Raw genomic sequence first — 18,253 nt, 5'->3', positions numbered from 1 at the left:
GGGCCCCGCCTTCATCCGTCATGGCCGGGCTTGTCCCACCACTGTCCGGTTCATTGGAAGTATAGTCCAAGTTTCAACTGATCGGGGTTTATCGGGATCGGCTGTAGGGGTTCGAGCAAATGGTTGATCGGGCGTCTGTGCATGAGGTTGGTGCGGACGAGGCGGGCAAATTCGAGAGGGCTGTGCACCGCTTTTTGAGCCAGCTGGGCCATGCGCAAGATGAGAAAGGCGATCAGGGCGATGGCGATCTGAATGCGGACGGCATTCTCGGAGACACCGATGAAGTGCCTGATTCGAAGCGTCTGCTTGACCCAGCGAAAGAACAATTCGATCTGCCAGCGCTGTTTGTAAAGCTCTGCGATCTCTTCTGCCGGCGCGTCGAGATCATTGGTCACGATGCGCAACAGCTTACCGGTGTCGATGATCACGGTGATCTCTCGGACCGGAACTTGCAGCGGATTTTTGCGGCTGTTGGCGAGCCGGGCCGGCAAATGACCGATGCGGTCGCGCAGAATATTGCTGTTTTTGGGGACGCGGTTCTCCTTTACCACGCTGAACGGGGTATTCTTCTTCAGTCGCGTCACGAAGCGGCAGCCGGCGTCATCGAGCCGCGCCCACCAGCCATAATCGTAATAACCGAGGTCGTAGACGTAGGTTGCGCCCGGCTCGATCGGCATCGCCTTGGCGGCTGTGATGTCGTTGACGTTAGCGGGCGTCACCGCAAAGTAAACCGGCCGATCGGCATTCGGATCGTAGACGATATGCGCCTTGGCGCCGAACACATCGGCCGAAAATGTCGCCCAGCCTTCGCTCAGGCTGGAGAGCCGAACACTGGTGGAATCAATGAGCCGGACCGCGTCTGCCGTCGCGCGCCGCAGCCCACGATGCGCTTGCGGCAGCATCTGCGCGAACAGCTCGCTGAACACTTGCCAAGGCCGCGTCGAATTGGCGTCCGACATCGTCGAACGCTTCACCGGCGCCGCCCCCACGTGATAAAGCCGCGTCTCGTGGCTCGCCATCCCGGTCACGACCTCCCGCAGGCTCGTCGAGCCGCTCAATTGCCCGTACAGCAATGCGATGAACTGACGCTTCGTCGTCAATTTCCGCACCAGCCGGTCGGCCCCGTACTTCTCCACGATCTGTTCGAACTTAGACCAAGGAACGTGCTTTGTTAGACTGTGAAATACGCTATTCTGATGCCGCATGGCGTGGACCTCCTTCGGTGTCTCGAACGTGTGCGAAGCGCTCAAAACACAGAAGAATCCTCGTCATGCACCCTGTCTACAAAAATCGAACCGGACAGTGGTGGGCTTGTCCCGGCCATCCACGTCTTTGTTTCAGCGGAGAGTTAAGACGTGGATGCCCGGGACAAGCCCGGGCATGACGGAAGAGAGTCGATCGCCTCGAGCCCTCCCTATACATCCAACTCCTTGTAATGCCGAAAAATGCCGTCCTCGTTGAACGGGATGCGGCGGTCGCTCGCAAGATACGCCTTGATGTTCGGCCGTCCGGCGACGCGGTCGTGCAGACCGATCAAGCCGGGGATCTTGCGCTCGAAGGCCTTCATGCGTTTCGGAAACGCGTAGCGCAGTCCCTCCACGATCTGAAACATCGAAAGATCGACGTGAGTGAGCCCGCGGCCGGTCAGATAGGAGCCGCCGCTACCCTCCGATAGCCACTCGAAATAACCGAGATATTTCGGCACGCGCTCGCTCCAGAACTCCTCGGTGCGCTTCTTGGCCGCCGCACGCTGGTCCTCGTAATACAGCGAGGACCCGAGCGGATGATGGGTGTCGTGGACCTCCTGCACAAGATCCGCCACCGTGAGCTGCAGCTGATGCACCCAAAGACGCGGTCCTTCCGCCTTCGGCGCGAGCCCATGACGCGCGCCGAGATAGAGCAGGATGTTGGCGGTCTGGCCGATGACAAGTTTTCCGGCCTTCAAGAACGGCGGCGCGAATGGCGGCGTGCCGCTCGCCTCCATCACTTTGAACATCGCGGCAGTGCCGCGCTCGCGCGCGACATCGGCATAGTCGGCGCCCGCCTCTTCCAGCGCGAGCCGGACAAATTCGCCGCGGCCCTGAATACCCGGCCAATAGTAGAGTTCGTATTTCATGAATGGGCTCGTTCTCGTTCGCTATTCCGGGATGTCCCCGGAATGACTTACGTCAGTTCACGGCGAAGGAAAATGAGAAGGAAAATGAAAAGGCGCCGCGGATCGAACCGCGGCGCCCTGCACTTTGATTGCTTTGCAGACGATCAGACCTGCTGGATCGCCGAGAGCTCCCAATTGGCCCCGCGCGGCCGCACGAAGGTCCACACTTCCGTTACCTCGTTCGGTTGCTCGCTGCCCTCGACCAGTCGGCCGCCGGCCCGGTCGAGCGTCTTGTCGACCAGCGAGAAGCGCATCGCGACGCTGGCATAGTCCGTATCGCCCTCGCGCCAGGCTTCCGCGAGATCGCCCTGCAACAGTTTGACATTGGAGGTCTTGTTGATGACGTTGCGGGCCTTGTTCGCCTCGATGTCCTGCGCGAGATACGACACCATTTCGGGTGTGGCCAGCGTATGCAGCCGGTCGATATCCTCGTTCGACCATGCCGCCTGGATCTCGCTGAGCAGCCGCTCGAACGCCTCATAGTCGGCCGGCAGGATCTGCAGCGGCGCGCTGCCCGATCCCAGCCCAAAACCCATTCCGCTGCGGAAGTTGGCCGGCCCGCCCGGGCTTGCGGGTGTAGCGCCTGCATAGGCCGGTGCCTGACGGCGCTGCCACCATGACATCGCCATCCGGACCAGGAAGACGATCAGCACGATCTGCAGGATCAGGCCGAAGATCGACGAAAATCCGCCGAGCCCGCCGAACATGCCGCCGCCGAACAGCATGCCGAGCAAGCCGGCGCCGAGGAAGCCCGCCGCGAGGCCGCCGAGCATGCTGCGACCGGGGCTGTTGAAGAAGCCGCGGCCGCCGATCGGGCTGTTCAGGCCAGGGCTGCTCGGCTGGGTGATGGTGCGGTTGAACGGTTGCGCCGTTCCCGGCGCGGTCGAGGTGCTGGGCGGCGGCGAAAATGTCCGCGAGCCCCGGGAACCCATGCTGAAGCCACCGCCGGGCCGGGCGTCGGCCGGAGAGACGGCGAGCATCAGGGGGTACGCCAGCGATAAAACGACGGCGATGGCCTGGACGATGCCGCGGGCGCGTTGGGTGAATTTCATGTCAGTTTCCCTAAAATTCCCCGGCAGGGGGGAGCGCCTCTAACATGGGCAGAACCGCCCAAAAGGGAAGGCGCCAGGGGGAACCCGGGCTGCGGCCCTCGGTCGCGGGTGCGGCAATTGCAGTCATTTGCGGCTGTTTCGCGGGAATTTTGGCGGTCATTGCGAGCCAACGGGTCGCGCGAACGCGCGCCCGATGACAGGCTCCGCGAAGCAATCCAGCTTCGGCGAACCGGGGTAGAAGGTGGGATTGCTTCGTCGCTTTCGCCTTCGCTCGTTGAGCTACGGCGGACAGGTCGCTCCTCGCAATGACGGCTGGGTTCCGGGAAGCCCGCTACTGCCGCGACGTCATCGTCTCCTTCACCGCGGCCACCAATTGGGTCAGCGTGAACGGCTTTGGCAGGAATGCAAACTGCTGGTTCTCAGGCAGGCTCTTCTCAAAGGCATCCTCCGCATAGCCGGATACGAAGATGATCTTGAGGTCCGGGTTACGGCCGCGCATGGTTTTCAAAAGCGTCGGGCCATCCATTTCCGGCATCACCACGTCGGAGACGACGAGATCGACGGCGCCGTCCTTTTCCTCCAGCGCTTCCAATGCCTCAACGCCGTTCGAGGCCTCGATCACGCTGTAGCCGCGCGAGCGCAAGCCGCGCGCGTTCAGCGAGCGCAGCCCCTCTTCGTCCTCGACCAACAGGATGGTGCCCTGCCCGGTCAGGTCGGCCCGCGGTTTTGCCTCCGCCGGTGTCTCCTTGGCGGCGCCATTCATCGCGTGCGCGTCGCTCTGCACCTCCTGCTCGGGATGGTGCCGCGGCAGGAAGATGTGGAACGAGGTGCCTTTATCCGCCTCGGAGTCCACATAGACAAAACCGCCGGTCTGTTTGACGATGCCGTAGACCGTGGACAGGCCGAGGCCGGTGCCCTTGCCGACCTCCTTGGTGGAGAAGAACGGCTCAAAAATCTTGTCGACGATGTCGGGCGCAATGCCGGTGCCGGTGTCGATGATGTCGATCCGCACATATTCCGCCGCCGGCATGCCCTTGTAGGCAAGCTGGCCGGCTTCTTCCGTCGTCACATTGGCGGTCCTAACCGTCAGCTTGCCGCCGTCGGGCATCGCGTCGCGGGCATTGACCGCGAGATTGACGATCACCTGCTCGAATTGCGAGACGTCGACTTTGACGGGCCAGAGATCGCGGCCGTGCACCAGATCGAGTTTTACTTTCTCGCCGATCAGGCGGCGCAATAACATCGTCAGATCCGACAGCGCATCGCCCATGTCGAGCACCTGCGGCCGCAATGTCTGGCGGCGCGAGAACGCGAGCAGTTGCCGCACCAGCGTGGCGGCGCGCGTGGCGTTCTGCTTGATCTGCATGATGTCCTGGAACGAGGGATCGGTCGGCTTGTGCGCGTTCAAGAGAAAATCGTTCGCCATCATGATGGCGGACAGCACATTGTTGAAATCATGTGCGATGCCGCCGGCGAGCTGGCCGACCATGTCCATCTTCTGCGACTGGTTGATCTGGTTCTCCAGCGCCCGCCGCTCGGTGGTCTCCAGCATGTAGACGATGGCGGCCTCGGTCTCGCGCTCGCCTTCCTCGACCGCGGTGACGAAGAACTGCCCCCAGCGCTCTTTGGCGCCGTCGAGCATCGCTTCCACGGGCGGGATATCGCCCTGCCTGTCCGCCGCATGGTTGATCGCCGCGATCAACAGGCCGCGGTCGCGCGGGTTGACGGCTCTGAAAATCGACTTGGCGGCGACGCCGTCCGGACCGATGCTTTGGGCTAATTTTGCAAACCGGGCGTTGGCGCGCACCACGGTGCCGCCGCGGTCCACCGTCGCAATCGCCATCGGGGTATGATCGAAAAAGCGCATGAAGCGCACTTCGGCGGCGCGCTGCGGATCGGCCCGCTCATCGCGGGCACGGCTGATCACGAGTGTCCGAGAGGCGCCGGGCACGCCGTCGGCGCCGAACGCCAATTTATGATAGAGCCGCACCGGCATGGTCTTGCCGCCGCGCATCCGCAGATCGATATCGAACACCTCGGTTTTGACTTCGCCCGGCACCGGCACGATCGACGTCAGCAGCGCCGCGCCATCGCCGGATACGATGTCGGTCAGTTTCAGGCCGCCCGAACCGATCTCGGCGAGGTCGTGATCGAGCCAGTTCGCCAGCGTCGCGTTGACATAGACGAGGTCGCCGGCGGCATTGACCGAGAAGAAGCCGCACGGCGCGTGGTCGAGATATTCGATGGCGTGCTGCAGTTCCTGGAACACGTCCTCCTGGCGTTCGCGGTCGCGGGTGATGTCGGCGATCGACCACACCGCGTATTTCGCCTCGCGCTTGCTCTCGCCGAGGGGCCGGACCCGCATCCGCAGCCAGCGGCCGAGGCTGCCGTCGTGGCCTGCGATCCGGACCTCTTCCTGCTGCCGCTTGCCCTCGCGCGCGGCCTTCAAGAGGCGAAACACCGCTTCCGAGACATCGGGATTGCCGATGAACACCCGCTCCACCGGCCGCACGTCCTGCGCGCTCGACGCCCCCGTAAGCGCGAGATAGGCCGCGTTGGAATAGACCACATGGCCTCGGGCGTCGGTGACGGCGAGCCCGTCATAGGCCTGGTCGGCGATGCGGCCCTTGACCGGATCGTCCATGGTCCGATCGGCGAAACGAATGATGCCGGCGGCGAAGGCGAACAAATTGAACAGCCCGACCATCGCCAGAAGCGCCAGCAGGCCCAGGATATAGGGCTGCGCCTGCGCCCGGCCGATGGTCATCAGCGCGACCGCGACCGCGACGATGCCACCCGCCACCAGCAGCACCAGCACGATGCTGCCGCTCCGCCGCGCCGGCTCGTGGACGGCGAGCGGCTCGCGTGACGGATCGTTGTCAAGTTCGGCGGTCATGGCGGGGTCGTAGCCTGTCGACATGGAGTGACGCAGTTCACGCACACCTAACGCCTGAGTGCCTGAATCGGCCCCGCAAGCGCAAGCCCGTCAAGCCCGCTATTTCGCCCCTTATGCGCATTTCCTCTACTATTCCCGCAAGCCGGGCGGTTTCCGCAACCTCAGACCCGCCGGCCGGAAAACCCGCGCTTCAGACCCATCACGTAACCGATGATTTCGGCGACCGCGTGATAATGCTCGACCGGGATCTCGTTGTCGATCTCGACGGTCGCATACAGCGCCCGCGCCAGCGGCACGTTCTCCACGATCGGGATGTCGTGCTTGCCGGCGATTTCCCTGATCTTGAGCGCGATACTGTCGACGCCCTTGGCGACGCAGATCGGCGCCGACATGCCGCGCTCATAGGACAGCGCCACCGAATAGTGGGTCGGGTTGGTGATGACCACGGAGGCCTTGGGAACCGCGGCCATCATCCGCTTCTTCATGCGCGCCTGGCGCAATTGGCGGAGCCGGCCCTTGACGTGGGGATCGCCTTCGGACTGCTTGAACTCCTCCTTCATCTCCTGCAGCGACATCTTCTGCCGTTCGTACCATTGCCGGTACTGGAAGAAATAGTCGGCGATCGCGACCACCGCGAGCATCGCCACCACGGCGCCCATCAGATGCACCGTCAGGCCGGTGGTGGCGCCGAGCAGCATCGCCGGGTCGAAGTGCATGAAGGATTCCAGCCGATGACGCTCCGGCCACAGGATCGCTGTCATCACCGCGCCGAGCGCGATCACCTTGAACAGGCCCTTGGCGAAATTCGCCGCCGCCTGCTTGCCGAAGATCCGTTTTGCCCCGGCCGCCGGCGAGACCTTGCTGAATTTGGGTTTTAGGGATTCGCCCGACCACACCAGCCGGTGCTGGATCATGTTGCCGGCGATCGCCGCCAGCGACAGCAGCAATAGCGGCACGCCGAGCGCTCCGATCAGCACATATTCGAGCGACTGTGCCAGCGCCAGAAGGCCGGGCCCGTCGGCATGGATCATCCAGGAATTGGCGATCAAATTGCGCAGCGGCATCAGGATGCCGGTCCCGATCGATCCGGAAAATGTCGACATCACCAGCGTCGCGCCCGAGATCACGAACCAGGTGTTGATCTCCTGGCTTTTGGCGACATCGCCGCGGTCATGGGCGTCGTCGAGACGTTTTTGCGTGGGGTCTTCTGTTTTGTCTGATGTGTCGTTCTCGTCGGCCATCGATCTACGGCTTTCCGTTGAGCGGTATCAAATCGTGCATGACGCCGATGAAATAATCGAGGAAGGTTCCCATCATCGCGGTGATGACGACGGCGAGGATCAGGAAGCCGGCAAGGATCGAGAGCGGCACGCCGACGAAATAGACCTGCATCTGCGGCATCAGCCGCGCCAGCACGCCGAGCCCGAGATTGAACACCAGGCCGAACACCAGAAACGGCGCCGAAAGCTGCATGCCGATCTTGAAGGCGGCCGTGAAGGCGCGGGTGGCCAGCGCCGCGACATCGCCGCTTTGCATGGTCTCGCCCGGCGAGAATATCGCATAGCTGTCGTTGAGCGCCGCGATCACCAGATGATGGCTGTCGGTCGCAAACAACAGGGTGATGCCGAGAAGGGTGAGGAAGTTTCCGACCAATAGTCCTTGCTGTCCCTGGGTCGGATCGATCGAGGTGACGAAGCCAAGACCGAGTTGCTGGGCGATCACGCTTCCGGCGACCTGCAGCGCCGCGAGCGTCACCCGCGCGGTGGCGCCGAGCACGATGCCGATGACGATCTCGTGCACCATCAATACCAATAGCGGGGTGAGCGAGCCCATGTCGACGTGATAGGCGGCGCGGTGCAGCGGTAATATGATCAGCGTCAGCAATAGCGCGATCGCGAGCTTGATGCGAACCGGAATGTTGCTTTCGCCCAACCCCGGCAACAGCATCACCATGGCGCCGATGCGGGCGAAGGCCAGCATGAAGGCGGCGGCAAGCGCCGGCAGCAGTGAGATATCGACGCGCATTTCTCACGCATAGTGCATCAGCCGCCAATGATTCGCGACGATATCCGCATCATGTGGCTGTGCAGCGAGTCCGCCATGAACGGCAGCGCCAATAATAGCGTCACGAAGATCGCGAGAATCTTCGGCACGAACACCAGCGTCTGCTCCTGGATCTGCGTCAGCGCCTGGAACAGCGACACCACGACGCCGACCACAAGGCCCACCACCATCAAAGGCGACGACACCACGACAATGGTCCAGATCGCATCGCGCGCCACGTCGAGGGTTTCAGCACCGGTCATGTTTCTTCCCTTATTCTCCCCTCATGGTGAGGAGCGCGCTCTTCGCGCGCGTCTCGAACCATGCGGCCCCAATCCCTCATCATCCTTCGAGACGCCGGCTGCGCCGGCTCCTCAGGATGAGGACCATCAGATCGGCATCTTCAGGATGTCTTCGTAGGACTGGATCACCCGGTCGCGCACCGACACCAGCGTCGAGACCGCGACGTCGGTCTCGGCCACCGCCGTCACCACATCCATCACATTGGCCTTGCCCTGCGCCATCGCCACCGTCTGCGCGTCGGACTTCTTTCCGACATCCAGCACGCTCCCGACCGCGTCCTTGAGCAGCGCGCTGAATGACGGGCCGGCGCCGGTGTCGGAACCCTTGCCGGCGCCGCCGGTGTCCAGGATGCGTGCAAGATTGGCGTAGGCATTGGCAGCGACTGTCGGTGAAGCCATGGTTTAGAGCCTTCCTGTTCAGGCCTTGAGGATGTCGAGCGTGCGTTGGATCATCCGGCGCGTCGCGCTGATGATATTGAGATTTGCTTCATAGGATCGCTGCGCGTCGCGCATGTCGGTCATTTCGATCAGCGGATTGACGTTGGGATATTTGACGTTGCCGGCCTGGTCGGCGGCCGGATTGGACGGCTCGTATTTGACGCGGAATGCTGAGCCGTCGGGCCGCACCTTGCCCAACGTCACGACCTGGGCATCCAGCGTGCGGTCGAGCGCGGAGGAAAATGTCGGAACTTTGCGCCGATAAGGATCGCCGCCGGCGGTCTGAGAGGTGGAATCCGCGTTGGCGATATTTTCCGAGATCACCCGCATCCGTCCCGCCTGCGCGCGCAGGCCCGAGGTCGCGATGCTCATCGAGCGGGCGAAATCTCCTGCATCGTCTGCCATGCTGCTTTTCCTCTAAATCCCTGCCTCAACCCTTGCCGATCGCGGTCTTCAGAAGATGCAGGCTCTTGCTGTAGAGCGAGGTCACCGCCGCGTAGTCCATCTGGTTGGCGGAGACCTTCAGCATCTCGTCTTCGAGATTGACGGAATTGCCGGCGGGCCTCGTCTGGAAGCCTGCCCGCTTGTTCTGGTCGAAGCTGTCGGGTGCGCCGGAGGGCGTAATGTGGCTGGTCGTGGTGCGCATCATCGCCAGCGACCCCATCGTTCCCGCGGCGGCGCCGGCGGCGTCGAATTTCGGTTCGACCAGATCGCGCGGCTTGAAATTCGGCGTGTCGGAGTTGGAGACGTTTTCAGACAGGACGCGCTGACGTTCCTGGTGCCACTGCATCTTGGTGCGCAGCGCCGACAACACCGGAAGATCGCTGATGGACATCGCTGCGGTTCCTCGCCTCCCGGCGGGGCGCCAGGAGGTGGGCAGAATTTGCCGCGTGTATGGTTAACAGCGGGTTAAGATGCGCTGGGCCCGATGATGGCCCGACATCCCCTGCGGATTCGGCCCCTGATCGATCCTTGCGCATTTTCGCCACGAATGCTGCGTTAACCCGGCCCAAGAAAGTCGTTTTGGTCCAGGCGATTCATAGGTTATTAAGAGTGCGGGCGGCAATTCCTGCCGTGGGTCGTTAAGAGATTGGGGCCGATCTCGGGGTCGTTTCGCTGTTCGTCGTGTCGCTTTCGATCTGCGTTCGAGACGCGAAAGGCTTGAAGAAAGCGGCATTTGCCGGGGACAGAGCATGCAGGCACTGACATTTTTCTTCGCATTCGTGGCCGTGCTGGCGCTGATCGGCGTCGCCGCCTGGCTGGTCCGCCGATTCGCCGGCAACCGCCTCGGCGCCAACACCAATCGCGGCCGGATGCCGCGGCTCGCCGTGATCGACGCCGCCGCCGTGGACGGCCGCCGGCGGCTGGTGCTGGTGCGGCGCGACAACATCGAACATCTGCTGATGATCGGCGGCCCGACCGACATCGTCGTGGAACCCAATATCGTGCGCGCGATGCCGGTGCGGGATCAGGTGCCGCCGCGGGCCGGCGCCGGTGCACCCGAGCTGCCGCCCCGGATCGCGCCGCTACCCGACACCGCCGGCTGGAGCGACGATAGCCCGACACGATCCGATCCAAGATCCGATCCACGCGCCGACGTCTTCGATCATCCCGAGCCTCAAATGCCCGAGCCGCCGCCGCGCCCGGCGCGGCCTTCATTTGCCGACGAAGTCCGCCGGCCGGCTCCGGCGCTTTCGGAGCGGCGGAGCGAACCCTTGCGGAATGAGCCTTTGCGCAGCGAGGCTTTGCGCGGCGAGCCCATGCGCAGCGAGCCCATGCGCGAGCCGGCGCGCAGCGATCCCATCCGCGATGCCTTGCGCGATCCCTTGGCGGGTTTTGCACCGGAGCCGCTCGGCGGACGGCAAGAGCCGCTCGGCGGACGCCCGGAGCCCCGCCCCGAGCTACGTCCCGAACCAATGCCCTCGCGCGTCACCTCGCGCAACGAACCGGTGGCGCCGCGCCCGCCGCGCCAGGTCGAACCGCCAAAGGCGCCGCCAGTTCGCGCGCCCGAGCGCGCCGCCGCGCCGCCACCGCCGCCCCCACCGCCGCCGCAACCGACCGCGGACCAAAATCTTGCCGAGATGGCGCAGCGGCTGGAAGCGGCGTTGCGCCGGCCGACCTCCGACACCGTTGCGCCCCCGGTCGCGCCCGAACCGCCGCCAAGCCGGCCCCAGCGCAACGAGCCAATCACGCCGCCGCCGGCTCCCGCCCCTGAAAAGGGCGGCTTTGAAAATCTCGAAGACGAGATGGCATCATTGCTGGGCCGCCCAAAGACGCCTTCGTGAGATCGGCGCCATTCCCGCGTAGAGTTTTATTCCTTTTAACCCTGATCACCGCCACATCGCTGGCGGGATCGGCGTTCGCGCAAGACATCAGCATCAATCTCGGCCAGGGCAATGGCGGCGTCACCGAGCGCGCGATCCAATTGATCGCGCTGCTGACGGTGCTGTCGATCGCGCCGTCGATCCTGATCATGATGACGTCGTTCACCCGGATCGTCGTCGTGCTGTCGCTACTGCGCACCGCACTCGGCACCGCGACCGCGCCGCCGAACTCCGTCATCATTGCGCTCGCGATGTTCTTGACCGCGTTCGTGATGGGACCGGTGTTGCAGAAATCCTATGACGACGGCATCAAGCCTTTGGTCGCCAACCAGATCGGCGTCGAGGAGGCGCTGCAGCGCGCCTCCGTGCCGCTGCGCGGCTTCATGGAGAAGAACGTCCGCGAAAAGGATTTAAAACTGTTCATGGACCTGTCGGGCGAACCGCCGCCGGCGACCCCTGAAGAAATGTCGCTGCGGATCCTGGTGCCGGCCTTCATGATCTCCGAACTGAAGCGCGCCTTCGAGATCGGCTTCTTGCTGTTCCTGCCATTCCTGATCATCGACCTCGTGGTGGCCTCGGTCTTGATGTCGATGGGCATGATGATGCTGCCGCCGGTCGTGGTGTCGCTGCCGTTCAAGCTGATCTTCTTCGTGCTGGTCGACGGCTGGTCGCTGGTGGCGGGGAGTCTGGTGCAGAGTTACGGGGGTTAAGGCTCCAGGTTCCAGAGCATGATCCGGAAAAGTGGAAACCGGTTTTCCCTCGCGACAAACGCGAAGCGTTTGCGCGGAGATCATGCTCAAACAAAAGGTAGCGCTAGAGCGCCTTCTTTTCCTTGGCTTCTTGTTCGGCCAGTAGCCTCAAAAGCATATTGTGCCGTTCCTGATCTTTCGTCGGGTCACACTCGGCGAGCCGCTGCCGTAAAGGCTGAAGGTTTTTCTCATGCAGGAAACTATCCACTGTGGCCTATCCCTTTTGGGTCGAGTAGCCACCCCGTTTTGCATCAAATGCGGGACAGGTTCACTGTCCGATCATCAGGATGCGTCCTTTGTTCTAGATCAAGGCGGTTTACCTTGGCGATTGGAGGAATACGCTGACAAACTTATCCGGCCCTACGAAGGAGATTTGTCATGTCGCGTCGAACCATCATTTCGCTTGCTGCATCCGTTATCATCGGCATCGCTTGCATCGCGACTGTTTCAACTGACGCCTTCGCATACCGAAGAGGCGTTGGAGTTGGTCGCGCTGGCGTTTACCACGGTGGTGTCTATCGCGGTGGGGTCTACCGTGGTGCAGCCGTACGCCGTGGAGTGGCGGTAGGCGTTGGAGCTGCTGCGGTCGGTGCTGCTGCCGCCGGAGCTTACGGTGCTACTCGCTGCGGATACTATCCCTACGGACCGTGCTACTAGAACTGTCACAGAGCCGGTCCCCCAAGGGGGGCCGGCTCGCACACATTTTCTAAGTCATGCTACCCGGCATAAAGCACCGGATTGAGATTTGATTGTCGAACCGCAACGGCCAAACCATTGTGCGGCCTGCTAGGTTCGGTTCGGTGATCAACGCATCGTCGGGAACATTGATCCAACCATTTTCAAGCCGGACTCGATAATGACCGTCCCGACGAGCTTTGCTTGCGCTCGGGATATGATTGGGGAACCTGCGTTGAAGGACCGACGCTCCCCGGCACGCAGCCGCCAGAAAAATCCAGCGCTCAAATCCAAGCTGTAGCTCGCGAGCAGTATCGCTATGCTGATGATGTACGTTTGGTCAGGTTCCGTACATATCATTGTGGCCCAAAGAACACAGTGGCTTCCTTAAGGTTCGCTTTTGTAAATCCCCGGGAACCCGGAGGTGGGTTCAACGTTCGTGATGCGGCTTGTTGTCAACTCGCGGGAACTTTTGCGTGCCATCAAGGAGGAAACAATGCGGTTGCCATTTGCACTCCCTCTTGCCTTATTCTCGGCCACATCGGCGATTGCACACGCGCAAGATCAGACTGTGTCCGTGGGGTCCTGGACGATTGCGACTTCCTCTAAAGCTGACAAGTTTGACAGCTGCACTATGAGCCGGTCTACCAATGATCTCGATATAACGTTTCTACGGACTCGTGACGGCTTGCTCCTGCTTCTTGATTCATCGAAATGGAAACTTGAGCGAGGGAAGACATACGATGTTACCTTGCTTGCGGGTTCGCGATCAGTTCAAACCAAGGCGTTGGCCGAGACCAAAAGCGTAACGATCACTCTGGCAGACCGGGCGCTCAATGAGAGGATGCGCACCGCTAATATCCTCGAAGTGAGAGGAGAAGGAGCGACGTTGAGGGTGCCGCTAGACGGAAGCACGGCCGCCCTTGGACGCCTGGAAACATGTTTCGAGAAGAATAGTCGCGCTGGAGTTGAGAGTAACCCGTTCGTTGCGGCGAACCGGAAGCCTTAAGTCGGCAACGGCCCAAGGCTATTGCAGAACGCGACGACCCAACGACGTTTGCGCGGATCGGCATGATGCGGGCGCTGAACCACGGCCAGCCAAAGCCGGTGACCGCGCCACGCCCCAAACGGCCCGAGGCTTATGCGGTCATCAAATGAACCGCATCGGCCGCCGCGCCATCATGTGCATGCTGCAACTCAGTTGAATCAGGCTCTAGCGCTTTGTGAGGGTCACGTTGCAAGAAGGACGGTCAGATCTGGTGCCACTTCCGTGGGGCCATCGAATTTGGTGAGATACTTGTTGTTGAATTCTGTACCGAGCGGGCGGTGAAAAGGATCCCTGTTACCGCTCCAGCCCTTCTGCAAAATATCTGCCGTCCCATCAGGTTCAATCGTTCCATCGAAAGTTTGCGAGCCGGGCTTGCCGACCCGACCAAACTCGGCGTGGAAGACGCCGTCTGTGACTCTTCCGGTGAGTTCGGTCTTCCAGCCTGGCAATCCGGATTTGGTGGGTTCGCAGACAAGGGTTCCTAGCCAGATTCCGTCGAAGCGGCCCCCGTCTTTTGCTGCGTCCGGCATCGATAGCGAAGCGATTCTGGTTCGGGCGAGACTTGCGAATGAACAGGTCGGAAAGCGCGCGAGGTGATCTTCATATGCCGGCTTCGTATTGATAGCCTCGGTACTCTTCCAATGGTCGCTTGCGGCTGCGCAGGGATCGACTGGTGCAGGCGTCGTGGCCGGCGTCGCGGTGATCTGCAATTTGCCGTTCAGATAGAACTCGCCGATCAGCGATAAGGACAGCTCTGGAAGCTGCGCTTGATGGGTCGCCTGATAAACCTCGGCGCTTATGCGGCGGAAAATAGTGCCTATCTCTTCCTTCGCCTCGACGTTTTTGAGGAACGCGGCTGTGTAGGGACTGTTGCGACCGTCACCGTCGTCAGCTGTACGCCCGGCCTGCGTCGCATAGGCGACGATCATGCCTTCTGGACTATCGATTTTTGCAAGACCTCGTCCAATGCTGGCGCTGCGGGCGGCCCCGATCGAGCGTTTCAATTGGTCGGCGAGCGGGTTGTCGCGGCAAGAATCCAGCACAAGGATGCGCAAACTCTTCGCCTGCTGCATGTCAGCCACGACACCGTCGAGGCGAACCATGCGCCGCAAGTCTGCCTCGTCGTTTAACTGGGCATCCACCGGCATCAGGTAGTTGATGCCTTCGAATTGCAGCGCATGCCCGCTATAGTAAAACATCGCCACGTCCGCAGAGCGCGTCGCCCGCGCAAATTTAATTATCGCATCTTCCATGCCGGCCTTATCGAGATCGGTCGCAATGATGATCTCAAAGCCTGATCGCTTAAGCGCAGCCGCCACGTCTTCAGCGTCGTGTACGGGGTTCAACAGGTGCGGCGCACGAGAATAGGCGCCATTGCCGACGACAAGCGCAACTCGATTGTCGGCGAAGGCAGGGACAACAAAAAGGTTGAGAAACAGCGCAGCTAAAAAGGCAAATAGCACATCTCGATGCATAAGCCCCTCCCGAAGGATACGTCCAGATAATATTACAATCTGCAGCGTTCGGAAATGTGAGAAGCGTCACAGATGCTGACATTGCTGCAGGTCGGTTCACCGTAATAAATCTCCGACCGGAGTCGGAATACCGCCTCCGAGGTGGGGTTTTCAAACATCGATGCGATCTCAGCAAGTGAGCCTGATTGAGGGCGGAGCCGTCATGCCCAATCGCGCTCGACTTATTCTGCGATATCTAAAGTTTTTGACTTTCCTTGCGGTGTGGATCGCATTGCTGTGGTCTGTTTGGCGATTGCTGTCTTAGACAAGTGGCTAGCCTCGGTTGGCGGCCCTTTCAGCGTCGACGACTGTCCGGCTTCGGTCTGTTCGGCCGGTGAGCGAGAACCTTCGCCACGGAATTGTTGGATTGGGCGCAGCACTTCATTATGATGTGCGGCAACACATCCGGGAGCCGCGTCCATGCAGCAATTCGACCGCGCCAAAGAAGACCTCGGCAACTCGATCCATCTCGAACACGTCAACGTCCAGGTGCCCGACCAGCGGCTGGCCACCTTGTTTTATGTCACTGGCCTCGGGCTGACTCGCGATCCCTATCTGATGGTGTCCGACACCAACATGTGGATCAATGTCGGCCGCAGCCAGTTTCATCTGCCGAGCGGCGAGCCGCAGGTACTGCGCGGTCATACCGGGCTCGTCATTTCGGGCCGGGACGCCCTGCTCGACCGGCTCGCCTCGGTGGCGAAGAAGCTCGACGGCACGGCGTTCGCGTTTAGCGAGCACAACGATTATGTCGAGGCGACATGTCCGTGGGGCAATCGCATGCGTTGCTATGAGCCGGATGCCGCGCGGTTTGGGCGCATCACGCTCGGCATCCCGTATGTCGAGTTCGAGGTACCGGTTGGCACGGCGAAAGGCATTTGCGCGTTCTATCCCGAGGTCATGGGGATTGAGGCCGAGCTGAAGAACGGCGACGGTACCGTCGCGCGCGCAAAAGTGGGAAAAGATCAGCACCTGCAATTCCGCGAGACCGACCGGCCGCAGCCGGATTTCGACGGTCATCATGTGCAGATCTACATCACGAATTTTTCGGGTCCTTACCGGCGTCTCGCGGAGCGCGGCCTCATCTCCCAGGAAGACAACCAATATCAATACCGGTTTCGCGACATCGTCGATCCCGTGGACGGCAGGCACCTTTTCACGCTCGAGCACGAAGTGCGCAGCGCCACCCACCCGATGTATCTGCGGCCGCTGGTCAACCGCGATCCGGCGCAGACCAACCGCACTTACGCGCAAGGCCACGACCAGTGGGCGTGGGCGATGGAGCCCGACGAATACGACCGGCGGTAGGGACGCTAGAGCGTGATGACTTTAGGTTGAGGCACAGCGGTGACTTCTCCCTCGCCCCGCTCTTGCGGGGAGAGGGTTGGGGTGAGGGGCTGTTTCCGCGAATGCTGAAGCACAACGTACGCGGAGAATCCCCCTCACCCGGATCGCTGCGCGATCCGACCTCTCCCCGCAAGCGGGGCGAGGTGATCGAACTTGCGCAGGCGACGATTCAACTCAAAATCATCATGCTCTAGGTAAGTAATCGACGGCGCGTATCAAAACGGGCCGCCGTCCGAAAACCAGTGCCGTCCTTGTAAATGATCTCGTTGGAGCCGTCGGCGGGCTCGACATTGACGAGATCGACCTTGTCGCCCTTCTTGAGCTGGATGCAGCCTTTCCATTGGCCCTTGTAGGGCGCGCGGCCGTTGTTGAGGCTGGCCAGCGTGCGTTCATGCGCCTCCGCCCAGCTTGGACAGAACCGCCCGTCCTCAGGCATCGGCCTGATATCAGCCGCCAGGGCTGATGTCGCCGATAAGAGCGCGACAATCATCGTGCCGGTCTTGAGCATTTACGGATCTCCTTGAAAATTACTTGCAGGCCTGATCGGACGCCGGCGTCAGCGCGAAGGCGTGGTTTTCCGCATTGCCGGGGCTGAGATAGAGAAAAGGTCCGCCGTCATAAGGGGCAGTGACAAGCTCCAGCCGCCGCAGGATCTTCACCATCAAGCCATCGGATTGCGTGGTGACGCCGAACGCGCCATCATTCGCCGCGCTGATGATCCGGCAATTGTTACGGACCCCGTCGCGGTCGGTCTTGCATTCATCGTCTTCGGCGGCCGAAACCGAACCTGCGCAAGTAAGCCCGCCATTGGCCGACTGGCACGAGCCAATGGAATCGAAACTCTGTTTTTGTCCCCTCACCCAAAATCGCAAGATTGCGTCAAGCTCACGGGAGGGACCAAGCGCCGCCTTGGTGGCCGCATCGATCGGCTTGACGAGAACCGTCGCCCGCGTCACGAGCTGTCCCGGATGGGCTGCGAGATGGGCGGCGTCATAGACGCGCTCGTAACAGCCGGGCTGCGGCGTAGCCGCCGAAGCGGCGTTGGCGCCAAGCAAGCCGATCGCCGCCGCCATCAGCGCGGGTAAGGTCTTGTTCGGAAGCAAATTCATCATGACCCGGTCTCCGTTCACCTGCGACCAGGTAGTCACGGAGCGGGGCAGTTAGGTTCGAAGCAGCGGCGCGTGCGGGCCAGACCTTAGGTGACAAAATCGACGCTGGTGGCCTTGGCCTCCGCAGCCTCGAGTTCCTGGGCTACTTCAATACGGTTCTGGTCGGACTTGATCGTTTCCGCATTGGCGTTGGACGTCTGGTCTGCCACCAGCCTGACTTCCGCCTGGCCGACGATGACACATGCCGGGTATGTAGGACCTATGTTACTCACACGACCTCTCCTTTCTGGAATTCCTTCCATTTTGCAGGGATTCGTTCACGGTTTCTTAAGAGGTTAGGTTAACGCCGCGCCGTCAACGATTTCGTGAAGAATCCAATGAGGACGGAAGTCCCGAGCGGTCCCGCCATGCTGCTGAATTGCCTGTTTGAGGACACCACCGAAATCCCCCCGACCGACATCGACCGGTCGCTTCTCGTGCCCTACCCCGCTTCGGTATGTTGGTGTAACCTTGAGCTATTCCCCGAGATATTCCTCGCCCTAAGCCATTTGGGGGTCTCACATGAGACGGCGCGAGTTCCTCGCTTTGGTGGGAGGGACGG

At 61.6% G+C, this 18,253-nt stretch carries 19 protein-coding genes; 4 read left to right on the top strand and 15 right to left on the bottom strand.

Going from position 1 to position 18,253, the window contains the following annotated elements:
* Positions 1-50 precede the first annotated feature (50 nt).
* The 10 genes from B5526_RS30745 to flgB all read right to left on the bottom strand — a co-directional run bounded on the left by B5526_RS30745 (position 51) and on the right by flgB (position 9,721).
* Positions 51-1,205, bottom strand: a complete 1,155-nt coding sequence (locus B5526_RS30745; RefSeq protein ID WP_079544939.1) for an IS4 family transposase — start codon at positions 1,203-1,205, stop codon at positions 51-53.
* Positions 1,206-1,414: 209 nt separating this feature from the next.
* The gene (locus tag B5526_RS30740) at positions 1,415-2,116 is read right to left on the bottom strand and encodes a glutathione S-transferase (protein ID WP_079543517.1); all 702 of its coding nucleotides are present in this window, start codon (positions 2,114-2,116) and stop codon (positions 1,415-1,417) included.
* A 143-nt stretch (positions 2,117-2,259) separates the two neighbouring features.
* The gene (locus tag B5526_RS30735; protein WP_079543516.1) at positions 2,260-3,207 is read right to left on the bottom strand and encodes a Tim44 domain-containing protein; all 948 of its coding nucleotides are present in this window, start codon (positions 3,205-3,207) and stop codon (positions 2,260-2,262) included.
* Positions 3,208-3,538: 331 nt separating this feature from the next.
* Positions 3,539-6,103 (bottom strand): cell cycle histidine kinase CckA, encoded by a 2,565-nt coding sequence (gene cckA / locus B5526_RS30730; RefSeq protein ID WP_079543515.1) that lies wholly within the window; start codon positions 6,101-6,103, stop codon positions 3,539-3,541.
* 161 nt (positions 6,104-6,264) lie between these two features.
* Positions 6,265-7,344 (bottom strand): flagellar biosynthesis protein FlhB, encoded by a 1,080-nt coding sequence (flhB, locus tag B5526_RS30725; RefSeq protein WP_079543514.1) that lies wholly within the window; start codon positions 7,342-7,344, stop codon positions 6,265-6,267.
* A gap of 4 nt (positions 7,345-7,348) precedes the next feature.
* On the bottom strand, positions 7,349-8,128 hold the full coding sequence (fliR, locus tag B5526_RS30720; RefSeq protein ID WP_079543513.1) for a flagellar biosynthetic protein FliR: 780 nt from the start codon (positions 8,126-8,128) through the stop codon (positions 7,349-7,351).
* Between the two features lie 17 nt (positions 8,129-8,145).
* Complete coding sequence (gene fliQ / locus B5526_RS30715) at positions 8,146-8,409, bottom strand: flagellar biosynthesis protein FliQ (RefSeq protein WP_079543512.1); 264 nt, start codon at positions 8,407-8,409, stop codon at positions 8,146-8,148.
* Between the two features lie 126 nt (positions 8,410-8,535).
* On the bottom strand, positions 8,536-8,847 hold the full coding sequence (fliE, locus tag B5526_RS30710; protein WP_079543511.1) for a flagellar hook-basal body complex protein FliE: 312 nt from the start codon (positions 8,845-8,847) through the stop codon (positions 8,536-8,538).
* An 18-nt stretch (positions 8,848-8,865) separates the two neighbouring features.
* Positions 8,866-9,291: a flagellar basal body rod protein FlgC gene (gene flgC, locus B5526_RS30705; protein WP_079543510.1), complete on the bottom strand. Its 426-nt coding sequence runs from the start codon at positions 9,289-9,291 to the stop codon at positions 8,866-8,868.
* 25 nt (positions 9,292-9,316) lie between these two features.
* Entirely contained in the window at positions 9,317-9,721 is a 405-nt protein-coding gene (gene flgB, locus B5526_RS30700; RefSeq protein WP_079543509.1) for a flagellar basal body rod protein FlgB, read from the bottom strand.
* A gap of 358 nt (positions 9,722-10,079) precedes the next feature.
* Here flgB and B5526_RS30695 point away from each other — a divergent pair, with 358 nt between their 5' ends.
* Both B5526_RS30695 and fliP read left to right on the top strand, forming a co-directional pair.
* The gene (locus tag B5526_RS30695; protein WP_079543508.1) at positions 10,080-11,171 is read left to right on the top strand and encodes a flagellar biosynthetic protein FliO; all 1,092 of its coding nucleotides are present in this window, start codon (positions 10,080-10,082) and stop codon (positions 11,169-11,171) included.
* The gene (fliP, locus tag B5526_RS30690; protein ID WP_079543507.1) at positions 11,168-11,920 is read left to right on the top strand and encodes a flagellar type III secretion system pore protein FliP; all 753 of its coding nucleotides are present in this window, start codon (positions 11,168-11,170) and stop codon (positions 11,918-11,920) included. The genes B5526_RS30695 and fliP overlap by 4 nt, the downstream gene beginning before the upstream one ends.
* A 103-nt stretch (positions 11,921-12,023) precedes the next feature.
* Here fliP and B5526_RS38065 read toward each other — a convergent pair whose 3' ends face one another.
* Both B5526_RS38065 and B5526_RS30670 read right to left on the bottom strand, forming a co-directional pair.
* Complete coding sequence (locus B5526_RS38065) at positions 12,024-12,167, bottom strand: hypothetical protein (protein WP_154071535.1); 144 nt, start codon at positions 12,165-12,167, stop codon at positions 12,024-12,026.
* Positions 12,168-13,864: 1,697 nt separating this feature from the next.
* Positions 13,865-15,157 carry a caspase family protein gene (locus B5526_RS30670; protein WP_079543503.1) on the bottom strand — a complete coding sequence of 431 codons (1,293 nt, stop codon included), beginning with the start codon at positions 15,155-15,157 and terminating at the stop codon, positions 13,865-13,867.
* 459 nt (positions 15,158-15,616) lie between these two features.
* Here B5526_RS30670 and B5526_RS30665 point away from each other — a divergent pair, with 459 nt between their 5' ends.
* Together B5526_RS30665 and B5526_RS39515 are read left to right on the top strand one after the other, a co-directional pair.
* Positions 15,617-16,504: a hypothetical protein gene (locus B5526_RS30665; RefSeq protein WP_079543502.1), complete on the top strand. Its 888-nt coding sequence runs from the start codon at positions 15,617-15,619 to the stop codon at positions 16,502-16,504.
* Positions 16,505-16,605: 101 nt separating this feature from the next.
* A complete protein-coding gene (locus tag B5526_RS39515) occupies positions 16,606-16,737 on the top strand; it encodes a hypothetical protein (RefSeq protein ID WP_283807576.1) in 132 nt (43 codons plus the stop codon).
* Here the strand turns inward: B5526_RS39515 and B5526_RS30660 are convergent.
* The 3 genes from B5526_RS30660 to B5526_RS30650 form a co-directional block, all read right to left on the bottom strand.
* A complete protein-coding gene (locus B5526_RS30660; RefSeq protein ID WP_079543501.1) occupies positions 16,734-17,051 on the bottom strand; it encodes a hypothetical protein in 318 nt (105 codons plus the stop codon). The genes B5526_RS39515 and B5526_RS30660 overlap by 4 nt on opposite strands.
* Before the next feature lie 19 nt (positions 17,052-17,070).
* Entirely contained in the window at positions 17,071-17,655 is a 585-nt protein-coding gene (locus B5526_RS30655; RefSeq protein ID WP_079543500.1) for a hypothetical protein, read from the bottom strand.
* An 83-nt stretch (positions 17,656-17,738) separates the two neighbouring features.
* Positions 17,739-17,924: a hypothetical protein gene (locus B5526_RS30650; protein ID WP_079543499.1), complete on the bottom strand. Its 186-nt coding sequence runs from the start codon at positions 17,922-17,924 to the stop codon at positions 17,739-17,741.
* Positions 17,925-18,253: the final 329 nt, after the last annotated feature.

Origin of the sequence: Bradyrhizobium lablabi (genome assembly GCF_900141755.1) — a bacterium.
Taxonomy (GTDB): domain Bacteria; phylum Pseudomonadota; class Alphaproteobacteria; order Rhizobiales; family Xanthobacteraceae; genus Bradyrhizobium; species Bradyrhizobium lablabi_A.
Note: the sequence above shows the minus strand (reverse complement) of the source record. Positions and strands in the feature narration are given on the sequence as shown.

Bases quoted from the DNA above. Each gene is read 5' to 3' on its own strand.
- B5526_RS30745 (WP_079544939.1), bottom strand. From the start codon at position 1,205: ATGCGGCATCAGAATAGCGTATTTCACAGTCTAACAAAGCACGTTCCT.
- B5526_RS30740 (WP_079543517.1), bottom strand. From the start codon at position 2,116: ATGAAATACGAACTCTACTATTGGCCGGGTATTCAGGGCCGCGGCGAA.
- B5526_RS30735 (WP_079543516.1), bottom strand. From the start codon at position 3,207: ATGAAATTCACCCAACGCGCCCGCGGCATCGTCCAGGCCATCGCCGTC.
- cckA (WP_079543515.1), bottom strand. From the start codon at position 6,103: ATGACCGCCGAACTTGACAACGATCCGTCACGCGAGCCGCTCGCCGTC.
- flhB (WP_079543514.1), bottom strand. From the start codon at position 7,344: ATGGCCGACGAGAACGACACATCAGACAAAACAGAAGACCCCACGCAA.
- fliR (WP_079543513.1), bottom strand. From the start codon at position 8,128: ATGCGCGTCGATATCTCACTGCTGCCGGCGCTTGCCGCCGCCTTCATG.
- fliQ (WP_079543512.1), bottom strand. From the start codon at position 8,409: ATGACCGGTGCTGAAACCCTCGACGTGGCGCGCGATGCGATCTGGACC.
- fliE (WP_079543511.1), bottom strand. From the start codon at position 8,847: ATGGCTTCACCGACAGTCGCTGCCAATGCCTACGCCAATCTTGCACGC.
- flgC (WP_079543510.1), bottom strand. From the start codon at position 9,291: ATGGCAGACGATGCAGGAGATTTCGCCCGCTCGATGAGCATCGCGACC.
- flgB (WP_079543509.1), bottom strand. From the start codon at position 9,721: ATGTCCATCAGCGATCTTCCGGTGTTGTCGGCGCTGCGCACCAAGATG.
- B5526_RS30695 (WP_079543508.1), top strand. From the start codon at position 10,080: ATGCAGGCACTGACATTTTTCTTCGCATTCGTGGCCGTGCTGGCGCTG.
- B5526_RS30670 (WP_079543503.1), bottom strand. From the start codon at position 15,157: ATGCATCGAGATGTGCTATTTGCCTTTTTAGCTGCGCTGTTTCTCAAC.
- B5526_RS30665 (WP_079543502.1), top strand. From the start codon at position 15,617: ATGCAGCAATTCGACCGCGCCAAAGAAGACCTCGGCAACTCGATCCAT.
- B5526_RS39515 (WP_283807576.1), top strand. From the start codon at position 16,606: ATGCTGAAGCACAACGTACGCGGAGAATCCCCCTCACCCGGATCGCTG.
- B5526_RS30660 (WP_079543501.1), bottom strand. From the start codon at position 17,051: ATGCTCAAGACCGGCACGATGATTGTCGCGCTCTTATCGGCGACATCA.
- B5526_RS30655 (WP_079543500.1), bottom strand. From the start codon at position 17,655: ATGATGAATTTGCTTCCGAACAAGACCTTACCCGCGCTGATGGCGGCG.